We start from the raw sequence: 13,100 nt of genomic DNA, 5'->3' as shown, positions 1-13,100 counted from the left end.
TTTAACCGAACCTTTGAGGATGATCATGCAAACGCTCGTACTCCCGACCTATGACGATGTGCTCGCGGCGGCCCGGCGTATCGAAGGCCATGCGCACAAGACGCCGGTCCTGACCTCGCGCACGGTGGATCGCGAACTGGGCGCTCAGGTGTTCTTCAAGTGTGAAAACTATCAGCGCATGGGGGCGTTCAAGTTTCGCGGCGCGTTCAATGCGTTGTCCAGGTTCGACGCGACCCAGCGCAAGCACGGGGTGGTGGCGTTTTCCTCGGGCAATCATGCGCAAGGCATTGCGTTGTCGGCGCAATTGCTGGGCATTCCCGCGACCATCGTCATGCCCCACGATGCACCGGCCGCCAAAGTGGCAGCGACGAAGGAATACGGTGCAACGGTGGTGGTTTATGACCGTTACAAGGAAGACCGTGAGGCGATTGGCCGCAAACTTGCCGAGGAGCATGGGCTGACGTTGATTCCGCCGTACGATCACCCGGATATCCTCGCGGGGCAGGGCACGGCGGCCAAAGAGCTGTTCGAGGAGGTCGGCCCGCTGGATGCGCTGTTCGTCTGTCTGGGCGGCGGTGGATTGCTCAGCGGATCGGCATTGTCGACCCGAGCACTGGCGCCGAATTGCAAACTGTATGGCGTCGAGCCGGAAGCAGGCAATGACGGTCAGCAGTCGTTGCGTGCGGGGCGCATCGTCAAGATCGACACCCCAAAAACCATCGCTGATGGCGCGCAGACGCAATACCTGGGCAACTACACCTTTGGCATCATTCAGCGTGACGTTGACGATATTCTGGTGGCCAGCGATGCGCAGTTGGTGGACGCGATGCGTTTTTTCGCCGAGCGCATGAAGATGGTGGTCGAGCCGACTGGCTGCCTGGGCTTCGCCGCTGCGCGGGAAATGGCCGCGCAGTTGGAGGGGCAGCGCGTGGGGGTGATCATCAGTGGCGGGAATATTGATTTGAATACTTACGCGAAGCTGCTGGCGCGGTAACTCCGCCGTTTTTGTCGCCACGCAACGACTCCAATTGGGCGGGGCAACACGAACCCTGTAGCAGTCCGGCTTGCCGGCGGCAGCGGTTGTGAGGACGCTACTGCAGGCAAGCCGTGCTGCTACAGGAGACTCACGACGTCAGACAGGTTTCGCCACCCACACCTTCTGCCGACGGTACAACACCAACGTCGCCGACAGCCCGCACACCGCCGCGAACATCAGCCAGAACGCGGGCGATGCCTTGTCGCCGGTGGCCTGCAACAGCCAGGTCGACATCGCCGGGGTGAAGCCGCCGAAAATGGCCGTTGCCAGGCTGAACGCCAACGAGAACCCCACCACCCGCACGTTCTGCGGCATGACTTCCGTCAGCGCCGCAACCATCGCGCCGTTGTACATCCCGAAGAAAAACGAGAAATACAGCAATACAACCAACAGGCGCTCGAAACTCGCCGCCTGAGCCAGCCAGTGCATCGCTGGGTAGGCGGTGAGGATGCACAGCAACGAGATACCCAGCAGCAGCGGACGACGGCCGATGCGGTCGGAAATCGCGCCGCCGATCGGCAGCCAGATGAAGTTGGTCAGGCCCACGAACAGGGTGACGATCAGGCTGTCGGTGGTGCTCAAGTGCAGCACCGATTTGCCAAAGGTCGGGGTGTAGACCGTGATCAGGTAGAAGGTCGTGGTGGTCATCGAGGCCAGCAGCCCCCCCGCCAGCACCGTGCGCCAGTTGTCACGCATCGAGCGAAACACTTCGCGGGCGGTCGGGTGATGGGCCTGAGCTTTGAACGCATCGGTCTCTTGCAGTGAACGACGGATCACGAAGATGAACGGGATGATCACACAGCCGACAAAAAACGGGATGCGCCATCCCCACGCCGCAATTTGCGTGGCGTCGAGCCAGGCGTTGATGCCGTAGCCCAGCGCGGCCGCGAGGATAATCGCGATCTGCTGACTGGCCGACTGCCAACTGGTGTAGAAGCCGGTGCGTCCCGGCGTGGCGATTTCCGCCAGGTACACCGACACGCCGCCCAGTTCAGCACCCGCCGAGAAGCCTTGTAACAGACGTCCGAGCAGCACCAGAAACGGCGCGGCCAGACCGATGCTGGCGTAACCCGGCACCAGTGCGATCAACACCGTGCCGCAGGCCATGATCGACAGCGTGACGATCAGGCCTTTGCGACGCCCGACTTTGTCAATGTAGGCGCCCAGCACGATGGCGCCCAAGGGGCGCATCAGAAACCCCGAGCCGAATACCGCGAAGGTCATCATCAACGAGGCGAACTCGCTGCTGGCGGGAAAGAAGGTCTGGGCGATGTAGGTGGCGTAAAAACCGAACAGAAAGAAATCGAACTGTTCGAGAAAATTGCCGCTGGTGACCCGCACGATGGCCGCGAATTTCGCGCCCCTCGATGGGCTTGGATGGGAGGTGTTCATCATGGCTGTGGTGCTCGGTCTTGTTATTGGAGGGGTCGGTTCTTGCGGTGAGCCGAGGCCGTCAGTCGGACCCGGCATTGATGGGATTGGGCTGACGTTTTTCGATGGAGAACTTGAACAGCGCGGCGCTGCGAAAAATGCCGTGGGCAAACTTGCTGTAGGGCATGGTCAGGAAGAACGCCATCACGAAACCCAAGTGAATCGCCAGTAACAGGCCAAGTGCTGTCGTTTCGCGAAATGCCAGCAGCGCCAGGCCACTGATGCTCAAGGCCAGCAACAGGGCGATGAAGCCGCGATCCATGGGTTTCTGCTCGGCGTCGCCGTGTTCGGGGTGGCGTCGCAGGTTCAGCCACAGCAGGCCTGCCGGTCCGATCAGCAGGCCGACACCGCCCGCGATGCCCAGCATCACTGGCAGGCTGAGTACCGGGTAGGGCGCGTGCCAGTTCAGCAGGAAGTGATAGAGCGTCGCCACGCCCGTCGCCGCCAGGCAGAGCATGAAGCCATAGAAAGTCAGGTGATGAAAACGCCGACGCCAAAGCGTGAAGCGGTCGTCGTCGTTATTGCAGCCCTGACCGTGGCCGCCGTCGAGGTATTTGAGTTGTGCGACGTTGGCGCTGGCTTCCAGCGCGGCGGAGGTTTTCAGGGAGGTCGAGGCTTCGCCCGGCGTGACCTCGCGCCAGAACCGTCGCACGCCTATGGCCAGCGCCAGTACGGCAAAACCGAACACCGTGCCAAACATCAGCGCCAAGGTGTTGTGCGGGAAAATCCCGTAGAAATTCCCGCCTGGCATGGCGGTGAACAGGTTGCCCATGATCAGCAGCGTCAGGCACAGGAACAGCGCCAGCCCGGCGCCTGCCGCGAGGGCGAGGGTCAGGCCGTTGCGCTGGTAGAGCTTGCCCAGCGGTCTGGGCCAGGCATATTCGGCGTAGGTGTCCAGGCGCACCTTGGCCATGGCCTTGGGCACGTTGACCGCGAATTCGTGAGGCGCTGCGTATTGGCAGGCGTGCAGACAGGCGCCGCAGTTGTGGCAAAGGTTGGCCAGGTAGTGGATGTCTGCCTGAGTGAAATCCAGACGCCGGGTCATGGCCGGGAACACCGCGCAGAAGCCTTCGCAATAGCGGCAGGCATTGCAGATGGTCATCTGGCGCTGCACTTCGGTTTCTTGCAGGTTCAGCACCGGGATCAGCTCGCCCGCCGAGGTGGGTTCAAACAACTGCATGGCGCGACTCCCGCTGAGTGATGCCCGATTGAGACGTGGTAGAGCCGAAACCCGCCGCCGCAGCGGCCTGAGTCCCGGCAATGCGGCCGAACGCGGTGCCAATGGCCATGCCGATCCCGGCGGTGTAGCCCTTGCCCAGCACGTTGCCCGCCATCATTTCTCCGGCGACGAACAGGTTGCGGCTGGGTTGGCCGTTGAAGTGCACGGCGGCGGTTTCATCGGTGGCCAGGCCCAGATAGGTGAAGGTCACGCCGGGCTTGAGCGGGTAGGCGTAGAACGGCGGTTTGACCAGCGGACGCGCCCAGTGCGTCTTCGCAGGTGTCAGGCCTTCAGTGTGGCAGTCGTCCAGTGAGGTGTGATCGAACGTGCCCACGTGGCAGGCGCGGTTGTAGTTTTCCACGGTCTCGACGAACGCCGTTTCAGGCAGGTCTAGCTTGCGCGCCAACTCCGCGAGGGTATTGGCCTGAGTGCCGGGAAAAACCGGTGGCATGAAGCGGCCCACGGCTTGCTGGTCGATGATCGAATACGCTTGCTGGCCGGGTTGTCCGGCCACCAGTCGGCCCCAGATCGCATAGCGTTTGGGCCAGAAGTCCTCGCCCTCGTCATAGAAACGCTCACCGTCGCGATTGACCACCACGCCCAGCGACACGCAGTCGATGCGCGTACAGATACCGCCGTCGTACAGCGGTGCGCGGGCGTCGATGGCGACCATGTGCGCCTGGGTTGGATCGCCGATCACGTCGGCGCCCAGATCGATCATCCTGCGCAGCAACACGCCAGTGTTGAAACGCGTACCGCGAATCAGGAAATTGTCCGAAGGCCATTCGCCGCGCTCGTTCTGGCCCCAGGCTTCTCGCAGCCATTCGCGGTTCGACTCGAAGCCCCCGGCCGCCAGTACGCAGGTGCGGGCCTCGATGCGTTCGGCGGGCATGGCTTGGCCATCGACGAAACGCTCAGCGAGATGCGCAGCGACGAACTGGCCGTCCTTGAGTTCGATGTCGCTGACCTGTGCGTTGTAGCGAATTTTCACCCCCAACCGCTCGGCGCTACGGAAATAGGCGTTCACCAGCGCTTTGCCGCCGCCCATGAAGAAGGCGTTGGTGCGCGCCACATGCAGCGCCCCGGACAAAGGCGGCTGGAAGTTCACCCCGTGGCTGCGCATCCAGTCGCGGCACGATGACGAGGCGCGAATGGCGATCCGGGCGAGTTTTTCGTTGGTCAGCCCGCCGGTCACTTTCAGCAGGTCTTGCCAGTATTCTTCTTCGGGGTAGGCGTCCACCAGCACGTCTTGTGGGGCGTCGTGCATGCAGCGCAGGTTGCGGGTGTGCTGGGAATTGCCGCCCCGCCAGATTTTCGGCGAGCCTTCGAGCAGCATGACGCTGGCTCCGGCTTCTCGTGCCATCAGGGCTGCGCACAGTGCGGCGTTGCCACCGCCTATGACTAGAACATCGATCATGGTTTCTCCTCGAACGCCGACAGTCAGAACAGGGCTGTCGGCGAATGGGAGAACAGTAGGGAAGAGGGCGAGCCCTTCGAAAGACCGGATTTACCGTGGGGTGTTTAGTTTTACTAAACGGTTTGGGTCACTCAGCCGTCTTCAGCAGCACAGGCTGTTCGCTGTAACGCGTGGCGAACAACTGCTTCAACTGCCCGACCTTGGGCAGATCGTTGATCACGATGTACGGGTAGGTCGGGTGGGTGGTCAGGAAGTTCTGGTGGTAATCCTCGGCGGGGTAGAAGCCGTTGTAGGTTTCGATCTTGGTCACGATGGGCGCGTTAAACGATTTGGCCGCGTCCAGTTGCGCGATGTAGGCTTGGGCCACCGCTTGTTGTTCGGCGCTTTCCGGGAAGATCGCCGACCGGTACTGGGTGCCATGATCCGGGCCCTGGCGGTTCAGTTCGGTCGGGTTGTGGGCCACCGAGAAGAAGATTTGCAGCAGCGTGCCGTAGCTCACCTGCGACGGGTCAAAAGTGATTTCCACCGATTCGGCATGGCCGGTGTCACCTTCGCTGACTCGCTCATAGTGCGCGGTGTCGGCCTTGCCCCCGGCATAGCCTGAAACGACCTTCTTCACGCCCTGAACGTGCTGGAACACCCCCTGAACACCCCAGAAGCAGCCCCCGGCGAGCACGGCCGTTTCGGTGCCGGGGGTGCTGACGATTTCGTCTTTCTGGGGTGGCGCGATAGTCACCGCGTCTTCACCGGCGAAGGAGCAGGCGGCGGTTTGCAGCAGGGCGGCACCGAGCAACAGACGCAGGCCCTTGCGACGCAGAATGGGCAAAGCAGCGTTAAGCTTTTTCATGACTGACACTCCTGAAACGAGGCGAGATCAACCGAACGTGAAGGCGTAGGCCGACACACCCGGATCGCTGAATTCGATGGTGAAGGTGTGATCGGCCACGTCGCCGGGCTGACGCACCAATTGGTACAAACGTTGTTCGGTCACTGTGCCGCTGCCATCCGGTGCGACGTCGGTGCCGTGTGCGTCACCGGGCGCCTTGCCGTCGATGGAGACCTTGAAGCGCACCGGTTTGCCATCGTTGCCCGGGCCGAGCACCAGATGCAGGTCGCGGGCGTGGAAGCGGTAGACGATCTTGCCGTTGGCGGCATTCAGGCTGGCGCGCTCGGAGCCGATGTTCCACTGACCGTCCAGGCCCCAACTGTTCAGCGACAGGTTTTGCGGGGTGCTGTAGCTGGCCACGCGATCACCTTTGGCACCGCCCGGCGAGACGAAGTTTTCGGCGCGTTCGAAGCCCAGATAGGTTTCCGGAGACTTCACTTCACCCATGTCCGGCGCCTGTTGCACGCCCTTGCCGCTGGCGTCGATCAGGTCGCTGGCGACTTTCTGGCTGCCGGCTTCACTCAGCAGTTCCTGAATCACACGCTCGGATTCGTCGTAAGCGCCCTCGCCAAAGTGGTGGTAGCGAATCTGGCCTTTGGCGTCGATGAAATAGTGGGCAGGCCAGTATTGGTTGTCGAATGCGCGCCAGATTTTGTAGTTGTTGTCGATCGCCACGGGATAGGTGATGCCCAGATCGGCCATGGCCTTGGTGACGTTTTTTACGTCGCGCTCGAAGGCGAATTCCGGTGCGTGAACACCGATCACCACCAGCCCCTGATCGTGGTATTTCTCGGCCCAGGCTTTGACGTAGGGCAGGCTGCGCAGGCAGTTGATGCAGGAGTAGGTCCAGAAGTCGACCAGCACCACTTTGCCTTTCAGTTGTTCAGCGCTCAACGGTGCTGAGTTCAGCCACTGCACGGCGCCATCGAGGGACGGCAACTGGCCTTCGACCGGCAAGCTCGGCGTGCTGTTTTTCGCGGCCATCATCATCGCCCCAGAGGCTTGCATGCTGGTGCCTGCGTCGTCTTTGCCGGGGATGTTCTGCGCCATCATCGCGCCGCCGCCCTGCATCAGATTGCTTTCAGGCTGGCCCTTGAAGCGCGACACCAAGGACTGCTCCAGGCTGTTGGTCGATGCGGTGGAGACGCGTGTCAGCAGACCGGTGTCCAGGCCCAGCGCAATGGCCGCGACACCGGCGAGCATGGCAGCACCCAGGCCACGACGGATCCACTCACCGGCACCCAGCGAGCGTTTCATCGTCGCGAGTACCTTGCCGCCCACCAGCAAGGCCAGCGCAAGAGAGGTGGCGGCGCCCGCCGCATAGGCCAGCAGCAACAGGGTGGTGCCGACGCTGGCGCCTTGCAGGGCCGCGCCGGTCAGTACCAGACCCAGAATCGGACCAGCACATGGCGCCCACAGCAGGCCGGTGGCCACACCGATCATGAACGAGGCCCACGGGCTGGGCTTGGCATCGACGCCTGCGTTTTCGGACAGGCGACTGCCCGCAGCCACCAGCGGCCGGGTCAGGCGTTCAGCCAGTTTGGGCAGCAACAGGGTGAGGCCGAACAGCGCCACGAACACCAGCGCCAGGCCTCGCCCATACTGGTTGAGCTGCACGACCCAGCCACCACCGACGGCAGCGAGGGTGGCGACCAGCGCAAAGGTCACCGCCATGCCGACCAGCAGCGGCAGACCGCTGCGCACGAAGGGCTGCCCGGTGCGGGCAAACACGAACGGCAGCACCGGCAGGATGCAGGGGCTGACGATGGTCAGCACGCCGCCGAGGTAGGCGAGGATGATCAGGAGCATGGGTCAATTCCTTCCAAGTGAATCATGTAGGCCCGTAGTTGAAATGACGTTACGGACTGATGTGCGCCGAATTTCCAGGGTTGGACGCCTTCTTGTGGGAGCCGGCTTGCTGGCGAAAGCGTTGGGTCAGCCAGATGGGTTGACTGTCGAACCCCATTCGCCAGCAAGACGGCTCCCACAGGGGAGGGCGTGTCAGCCGCTAACCGGTTTGCGCTGCGAAATTCATCGCCAAGCCGTTCATGCAATAGCGCAACCCCGTGGGCTTCGGTCCGTCGGTGAAGACATGCCCCAGATGCCCGCCGCAACGGCGGCAGTGCACTTCCTTGCGCAGCACGCCGAACGAGGTGTCGGTGCGCACGGCGGTGGCGTTGTCCAGCGGCGCCCAGAAGCTCGGCCAGCCGGTGTGGCTGTCGAACTTGGTGATCGAGGAGAACAGCGACAGCTGGCACCCGGCGCAGGCGAATGTGCCCGTGCGATGCTCCTCGTTCAGCGGGCTGCTGTAGGGGCGTTCGGTGGCTTCGCGGCGCAGCACCTGAAACTGATCGTCGCTGAGCAGCGCATGCCACTCGGCGTCGCTGTGGTTGACTTCAAAGCTGCCTATCGGCCCGTCTTGCGGGGCCATGGTTTCGCCCTCTGCGAACTTGGGCAACAGCCCCAGCGCAATGGCCGCCACGCCTGCGCCACCACTCAACACCATGAATTGTCGTCTTGAAAACATGTTGGACTCCTCGACATGGCCCGCCAAGCGCAGGCAATGAATGCGATGAGCCCAGATTAGGGGGCCGCTGTTCCCGGAATCCTCACTGAGAGTTAAACAATTCGTGATAACTGAACGGCGACAAAATCGGCACAATGGCGGCATCGCGCACGTCGCACTGGCAAGGTTTGCTTTCGATGGATCAGCCCAAACGCATTCTGGTGGTGGAAGACGATAGCCATATCGCCGACCTGATTTGCCTGCACCTGCGGGACGAATATTTCGAGGTGGTGCACAGCGCCGACGGCGAAAAGGGCCTGCGGCTGCTGGAGCATGGCGGTTGGGATGCGTTGATCCTCGACCTGATGCTCCCCGGCGTCGATGGCCTGGAAATCTGCCGCCGCGCCCGGGCCATGACCCGCTACACGCCGATTATCATCACCAGCGCCCGTTCCAGTGAAATGCACCGGATTCTCGGCCTTGAACTGGGCGCCGACGACTACTTGGCCAAACCGTTCTCGATGATGGAACTGGTGGCGCGGGTCAAAGCGTTGTTGCGCCGGGTGGACGCCATGGCCCGCAATCTGAAAATGGACGCGGGCAGCCTGTCCAGCGCCGGGCTGTTCATCGACCCGCTGACCCGAGAGGCATCGCTGGAAGGCCGTTTGCTCGACCTCACGCCCCGCGAGTTCGACCTGCTGTACTTTTTTGCCCGCCAGCCCGGCAAGGTGTTTTCCCGTCTCGACCTGCTCAATTCGGTGTGGGGCTACAACCACGAAGGCTATGAGCACACTGTCAACACCCACATCAACCGCCTGCGAGCGAAGATCGAGGTCGACCCGGCCCAGCCTTTGCGCATCCTGACCGTGTGGGGGCGCGGCTATAAATTCGCCGAGCCGGGTGAGGGGAGTGACGCTTCGTGAAGATGACCCTGACCCAGCGCCTGTCGCTGGTCTTCGCCCTGTTGCTGTTGATCTGCTGTGGCGCCTCGGTGCTGCTGCAGGTGCGTTCCAACAAGATGCATGAGCTGGAAGTGGTGCAGGGCCTGTCCCGCGACCTGGCCCAGCACATCGCTCGCGACACTCAGTTGATGGACGCCAATGGCTTGAAACCCGATGCCGTGCGCGAGCTGTTCAGCCAGTTGATGCTGGTCAACCCCAGCGTTGAGGTGTACTTGCTCAATGGCGAGGGCAAGATTGTCGGTGATGCCGCGCCCAAGGACCGGGTGCTGCGCGATCACGTCGATCTGGCCCCGGTTCGCCAGTTGCTGGCTGGGAACCCGCTGCCGATTCTCGGCGATGACCCTCGCAGTATGGATGCGCGCAAGGTGTTCAGTGCCGCGCCACTGATGGTCATGGGCAAACCCGCGGGCTTTCTCTACGTGGTGCTGTTGGGTGAGGCCCACGACCGTTTTGCCGAACGCGGCGCCACCAGTGAGGCGCTGAGTACCGCGCTGTGGTCGATTGGCTTGATCGCCTTGCTGTGCTTGCTCGCGGGCCTGACCGCGTTCGCCTGGATCACCCGCCCTCTACGGCGCCTGACCGATGCGGTGGGCCAGTTCGACATCAACGCAGCCCCCGCCGCGTTGCCCGCCTCGGCGAGCGAACCCGCCCGTCACGACCACGATGAAATCGCCGTGCTCGACGCCACGTTCAAGCAGATGCAGCACCGCCTGAGCGAGCAGTGGCAGACCTTGACCCGCCAGAGTCAGGATCGACGCGAGTTGGTGGCCAATATCTCTCACGACCTGCGCACGCCGCTGGCCTCGTTGCACGGCTATCTGGAAGTGCTGTCGGTCAAGGACGCCAGCCTCAGCCCGGAGGAGCGGCGACGTTATCTGGGCATCGCGCTGGATCAGAGCCGCAAGGTCGGTGGCCTGGCGCAATCGCTGCTGGATCTGGTGCGTCTGGAACATGGCTTCGTGGTGCCGGTGATCGAGCGTTTTTCACTGACTGATCTGGTACAGGACATCTTCCAGAAGTTCGAACTGGGGGCTGAAAGCAAGGGCGTGAGGCTGATCCCGAATTTTGCGCCGTCGATTCCGGGCGTGCATGCGGATCTGGGATTGATCGAGCGGGTGCTGACCAACCTGTTCGACAACGCCTTGCGCCACACTCCGGCAGGTGGCGAGATTCGCATTGCCTTGCAGCCCAAGGGCGCGTTCGTTGAGGTGACGGTCAGTGACAGCGGACCGGGGATTGCTGCCGAGCTGCGCGAGGGGTTGTTTCTGCGGCCGTTCAACATCGGCGGCGCGCGGCGGGACGGCGGGCTGGGATTGCGGATCGTGCACCAGATTCTGCAATTGCACGGGAGACGGATCGAGCTGCTGGATGTACCGGGGCAGGGCGCGACGTTCCGGTTTGCGTTGCCGGTGGATCAGGAGACGGCGCAGCGAGGATTGCCAAAGGAATAAACCTGGTACCCTGTGGGGCGTCGAGTTACTGGGTCACGGCAACAACAACCCATGCTCCATCGCGTACTTCACCAACCCCGCCGGTTTGTCGATATTGAGCTTGCGACGAATGCTCAACCGGTGGGTTTCCACGGTGCGCACGCTGATCGCCATATCCCGGGCGATGGTCTTGTTGTCCAGCCCCTTGGCCAGCCCCACCAGCACCTGCACCTCACGGGGCGTGAGTTCGTTGTCGTCGACTTTTTTCGACACCAGCTTGAGGGTGACTTCCGCGCTGTAGAAGGTCCCGCCGGTGGCAATCGCCTCAATGGCCGCGACGATTTCCCGTGACGGCGCGTTCTTTAGCACGTAGCCGCTGGCCCCGGCGCGGATCGAGGTGGCGACGTATTCCTGATTGTCGTACATGCTCAGAATCAGGATTTTGATCGCCGGGCAGCGCTGGCGAATCAACTGGGTCAGTTCCAGGCCATTCATGTCCTGCAAACCGATGTCCACCAGGAGAATGTCCGGCTTGACCTCTTCACACATCGCCAGGCCTTGCGCGGCGTTCTCGGCCTCGCCCACCACCTCGAACAGGGGGCGGGTCGAGAGCAGGGCACGCACGCCGTCGCGGACCAGAGAGTGGTCGTCGACGAGGGCGATGCGGATGGTCGGGCTGGCGCTCATGCGGGACGGGATTCCTGTTTGAGTGAATGATTCAGGCGGCAACGCTGACCGGCATGACCACCGTCAGTTCGCTGTGCCCCGGTACGGAGTACAGGTTGAGCTGACCATGGAAATGCTCGACGCGCTCGCGAATATTACGCAAACCGATGCCCCCCTGTATCTCCTGCAAGTGCGCGACATCGACCCGGAAGCCCACGCCGTCGTCGCGCACTGTCAGTTGCACCTGTTTTTTCGTGCCCTGTAAATCAATGAACACGTTCTGCGCGTGGGCGTGGCGTTCGATGTTGGTCAACGCTTCCTGAAGAATGCGGAACAACGCCACAGGAGCGCCGTCGGCCAGCTTCAGGTCCCCCAGATTGTGGGTGTAGTGAATGGTCAGCCCGGTCTGCTGTTCGAACTCGGCCACCAGTTGAGTGACGGCGGCCGCAAGCCCCAAGGTGTCGAGCAGGGACGGGCGCAGGTCGTGGGAAATGGTGCGGATCTCGCCGATGGCCTCGCCCAGCCGCTCGGTGCCTTGGCGCAGGGTGTCGAGGCCCCGTTGATCATTGCCTTCCAGTTGCACGCTCTCCAGTTGCAGGGCCGCCAGTTCGAACTGGAACTTGATCGACACCAGCACCTGGCTGATGCCGTCGTGAAGCTCACGGGACAGCCGCGAGCGTTCTTCTTCCTGCAAATTCATGATGCGTTGGTTGAGCAATTGCAATTTGCGGTCGGCCAGCCGGTGCTCACTGGCGTTCAGAGTCAGGCCGCAGACAAACACCAGCAGCACGGCAATCAGCGCGACCGCGCCGATGTCGAGCATGGTGGCGTAAATGCCGCGGGCGACTTCTTGACGGGCCTGCTGCGTGGCGCGCTCGACGTCTTCCAGATAAATGCCGGTGCCGAGCATCCAGCCCCAACGCTTGAGCATGACGACATGGGCGAGTTTGTCGGTGACCTGGCCGGTGGAAGGTTTTTCCCAAGCGTAATGCTGAAAGCCGTCACCGGATTCGGCGCTTTGCAGCAGCGCGCGAATCACCAGCAGACCTTGGGGGTCGGTCATGTTCCACAGATCTTTGCCCACCAGCGCAGCTTGCCGGGGGTGCATCAGGTTGCGGCCGCTCTGGTCATAGACGAAAAAATAGCCATCGATGCCGAAGCTGAGTTTGGCCAATTCATCGAGCACCTGCTGCTTGGTCCGCTCGTCATCGCGTCCGCTGTCGTAGATCGGTGCAAGGGCGCTCATGGCCATCTCGACGTAGTTTTTCAGCTCCGCGCGCTTGCTGGCCAGGATGCTGTCTTCGATCAACTGCGCCTGCTGCTCGCCCAGACGCTGGTTTTGCACGATGACCAGCGCGCAGATCACGCAGACCGCGAGGATCAACGGCAGAATGCCCAGGGCGACGATCTTGTGTTTGAGCTGCATGGCAGGCGGTGTCCGGCAGGGTGTTGTTATGGGCCGTATTAGACACGCATTGGTTCACGCTGGACACCTGTAGGAGTTGCCACCTAAATCCGGAATGCGCGGATCAACCTGTGGGAGCGAA

General features: G+C 62.3%; 11 protein-coding genes. 3 read left to right on the top strand and 8 right to left on the bottom strand.

Going from position 1 to position 13,100, the window contains the following annotated elements; all coding sequences use genetic code 11:
* The first annotated feature begins 25 nt into the window (after positions 1-25).
* A complete protein-coding gene (locus ACI2KB_RS05985; RefSeq protein ID WP_404632386.1) occupies positions 26-994 on the top strand; it encodes a threo-3-hydroxy-L-aspartate ammonia-lyase in 969 nt (322 codons plus the stop codon).
* A gap of 138 nt (positions 995-1,132) precedes the next feature.
* On the opposite strand, the gene ACI2KB_RS05980 is transcribed toward ACI2KB_RS05985, so the two are convergent.
* The 6 genes from ACI2KB_RS05980 to msrB all read right to left on the bottom strand — a co-directional run bounded on the left by ACI2KB_RS05980 (position 1,133) and on the right by msrB (position 8,516).
* The gene (locus ACI2KB_RS05980; RefSeq protein WP_404632778.1) at positions 1,133-2,428 is read right to left on the bottom strand and encodes an MFS transporter; all 1,296 of its coding nucleotides are present in this window, start codon (positions 2,426-2,428) and stop codon (positions 1,133-1,135) included.
* A gap of 61 nt (positions 2,429-2,489) precedes the next feature.
* Positions 2,490-3,647, bottom strand: coding sequence for a tricarballylate utilization 4Fe-4S protein TcuB (gene tcuB, locus ACI2KB_RS05975; RefSeq protein ID WP_404632384.1), 1,158 nt, complete (start codon positions 3,645-3,647; stop codon positions 2,490-2,492).
* Entirely contained in the window at positions 3,634-5,103 is a 1,470-nt protein-coding gene (gene tcuA / locus ACI2KB_RS05970) for an FAD-dependent tricarballylate dehydrogenase TcuA (protein ID WP_404632382.1), read from the bottom strand. Before tcuA ends, tcuB begins: the two co-directional genes overlap by 14 nt.
* A 127-nt stretch (positions 5,104-5,230) precedes the next feature.
* On the bottom strand, positions 5,231-5,950 hold the full coding sequence (gene msrA, locus ACI2KB_RS05965) for a peptide-methionine (S)-S-oxide reductase MsrA (RefSeq protein ID WP_404632380.1): 720 nt from the start codon (positions 5,948-5,950) through the stop codon (positions 5,231-5,233).
* Positions 5,951-5,977: 27 nt separating this feature from the next.
* Positions 5,978-7,798 carry a cytochrome c biogenesis protein DipZ gene (locus ACI2KB_RS05960; protein WP_404632378.1) on the bottom strand — a complete coding sequence of 607 codons (1,821 nt, stop codon included), beginning with the start codon at positions 7,796-7,798 and terminating at the stop codon, positions 5,978-5,980.
* 199 nt (positions 7,799-7,997) lie between these two features.
* The gene (gene msrB / locus ACI2KB_RS05955) at positions 7,998-8,516 is read right to left on the bottom strand and encodes a peptide-methionine (R)-S-oxide reductase MsrB (protein ID WP_404632376.1); all 519 of its coding nucleotides are present in this window, start codon (positions 8,514-8,516) and stop codon (positions 7,998-8,000) included.
* A gap of 176 nt (positions 8,517-8,692) precedes the next feature.
* On the opposite strand from msrB, the gene ACI2KB_RS05950 reads away from it, so the two are divergent.
* Together ACI2KB_RS05950 and ACI2KB_RS05945 are read left to right on the top strand one after the other, a co-directional pair.
* Positions 8,693-9,418: a response regulator transcription factor gene (locus ACI2KB_RS05950; RefSeq protein ID WP_404632374.1), complete on the top strand. Its 726-nt coding sequence runs from the start codon at positions 8,693-8,695 to the stop codon at positions 9,416-9,418.
* Positions 9,415-10,908 (top strand): sensor histidine kinase, encoded by a 1,494-nt coding sequence (locus tag ACI2KB_RS05945; protein ID WP_404632372.1) that lies wholly within the window; start codon positions 9,415-9,417, stop codon positions 10,906-10,908. The genes ACI2KB_RS05950 and ACI2KB_RS05945 overlap by 4 nt, the downstream gene beginning before the upstream one ends.
* Before the next feature lie 33 nt (positions 10,909-10,941).
* Here the strand turns inward: ACI2KB_RS05945 and ACI2KB_RS05940 are convergent, their stop codons facing one another.
* Together ACI2KB_RS05940 and ACI2KB_RS05935 are read right to left on the bottom strand one after the other, a co-directional pair.
* Positions 10,942-11,574, bottom strand: coding sequence for a response regulator (locus ACI2KB_RS05940; protein WP_404632370.1), 633 nt, complete (start codon positions 11,572-11,574; stop codon positions 10,942-10,944).
* A gap of 31 nt (positions 11,575-11,605) precedes the next feature.
* Positions 11,606-12,979 (bottom strand): cache domain-containing protein, encoded by a 1,374-nt coding sequence (locus ACI2KB_RS05935; RefSeq protein WP_404632368.1) that lies wholly within the window; start codon positions 12,977-12,979, stop codon positions 11,606-11,608.
* Positions 12,980-13,100 lie beyond the last annotated feature (121 nt).

The sequence above is a fragment of the Pseudomonas sp. NPDC088444 genome (assembly GCF_044900175.1).
Lineage (GTDB): Bacteria > Pseudomonadota > Gammaproteobacteria > Pseudomonadales > Pseudomonadaceae > Aquipseudomonas.
This window is presented reverse-complemented; position numbering and strand designations above follow the sequence as displayed.

What these genes read in the sequence shown, in the direction of transcription:
- tcuA (WP_404632382.1), bottom strand. Translation starts at nt 5,103, where the DNA reads ATGATCGATGTTCTAGTCATAGGCGGTGGCAACGCCGCACTGTGCGCA.
- ACI2KB_RS05950 (WP_404632374.1), top strand. Translation starts at nt 8,693, where the DNA reads ATGGATCAGCCCAAACGCATTCTGGTGGTGGAAGACGATAGCCATATC.
- ACI2KB_RS05985 (WP_404632386.1), top strand. Translation starts at nt 26, where the DNA reads ATGCAAACGCTCGTACTCCCGACCTATGACGATGTGCTCGCGGCGGCC.
- ACI2KB_RS05940 (WP_404632370.1), bottom strand. Translation starts at nt 11,574, where the DNA reads ATGAGCGCCAGCCCGACCATCCGCATCGCCCTCGTCGACGACCACTCT.
- msrB (WP_404632376.1), bottom strand. Translation starts at nt 8,516, where the DNA reads ATGTTTTCAAGACGACAATTCATGGTGTTGAGTGGTGGCGCAGGCGTG.
- tcuB (WP_404632384.1), bottom strand. Translation starts at nt 3,647, where the DNA reads ATGCAGTTGTTTGAACCCACCTCGGCGGGCGAGCTGATCCCGGTGCTG.
- ACI2KB_RS05935 (WP_404632368.1), bottom strand. Translation starts at nt 12,979, where the DNA reads ATGCAGCTCAAACACAAGATCGTCGCCCTGGGCATTCTGCCGTTGATC.
- msrA (WP_404632380.1), bottom strand. Translation starts at nt 5,950, where the DNA reads ATGAAAAAGCTTAACGCTGCTTTGCCCATTCTGCGTCGCAAGGGCCTG.
- ACI2KB_RS05960 (WP_404632378.1), bottom strand. Translation starts at nt 7,798, where the DNA reads ATGCTCCTGATCATCCTCGCCTACCTCGGCGGCGTGCTGACCATCGTC.
- ACI2KB_RS05980 (WP_404632778.1), bottom strand. Translation starts at nt 2,428, where the DNA reads ATGAACACCTCCCATCCAAGCCCATCGAGGGGCGCGAAATTCGCGGCC.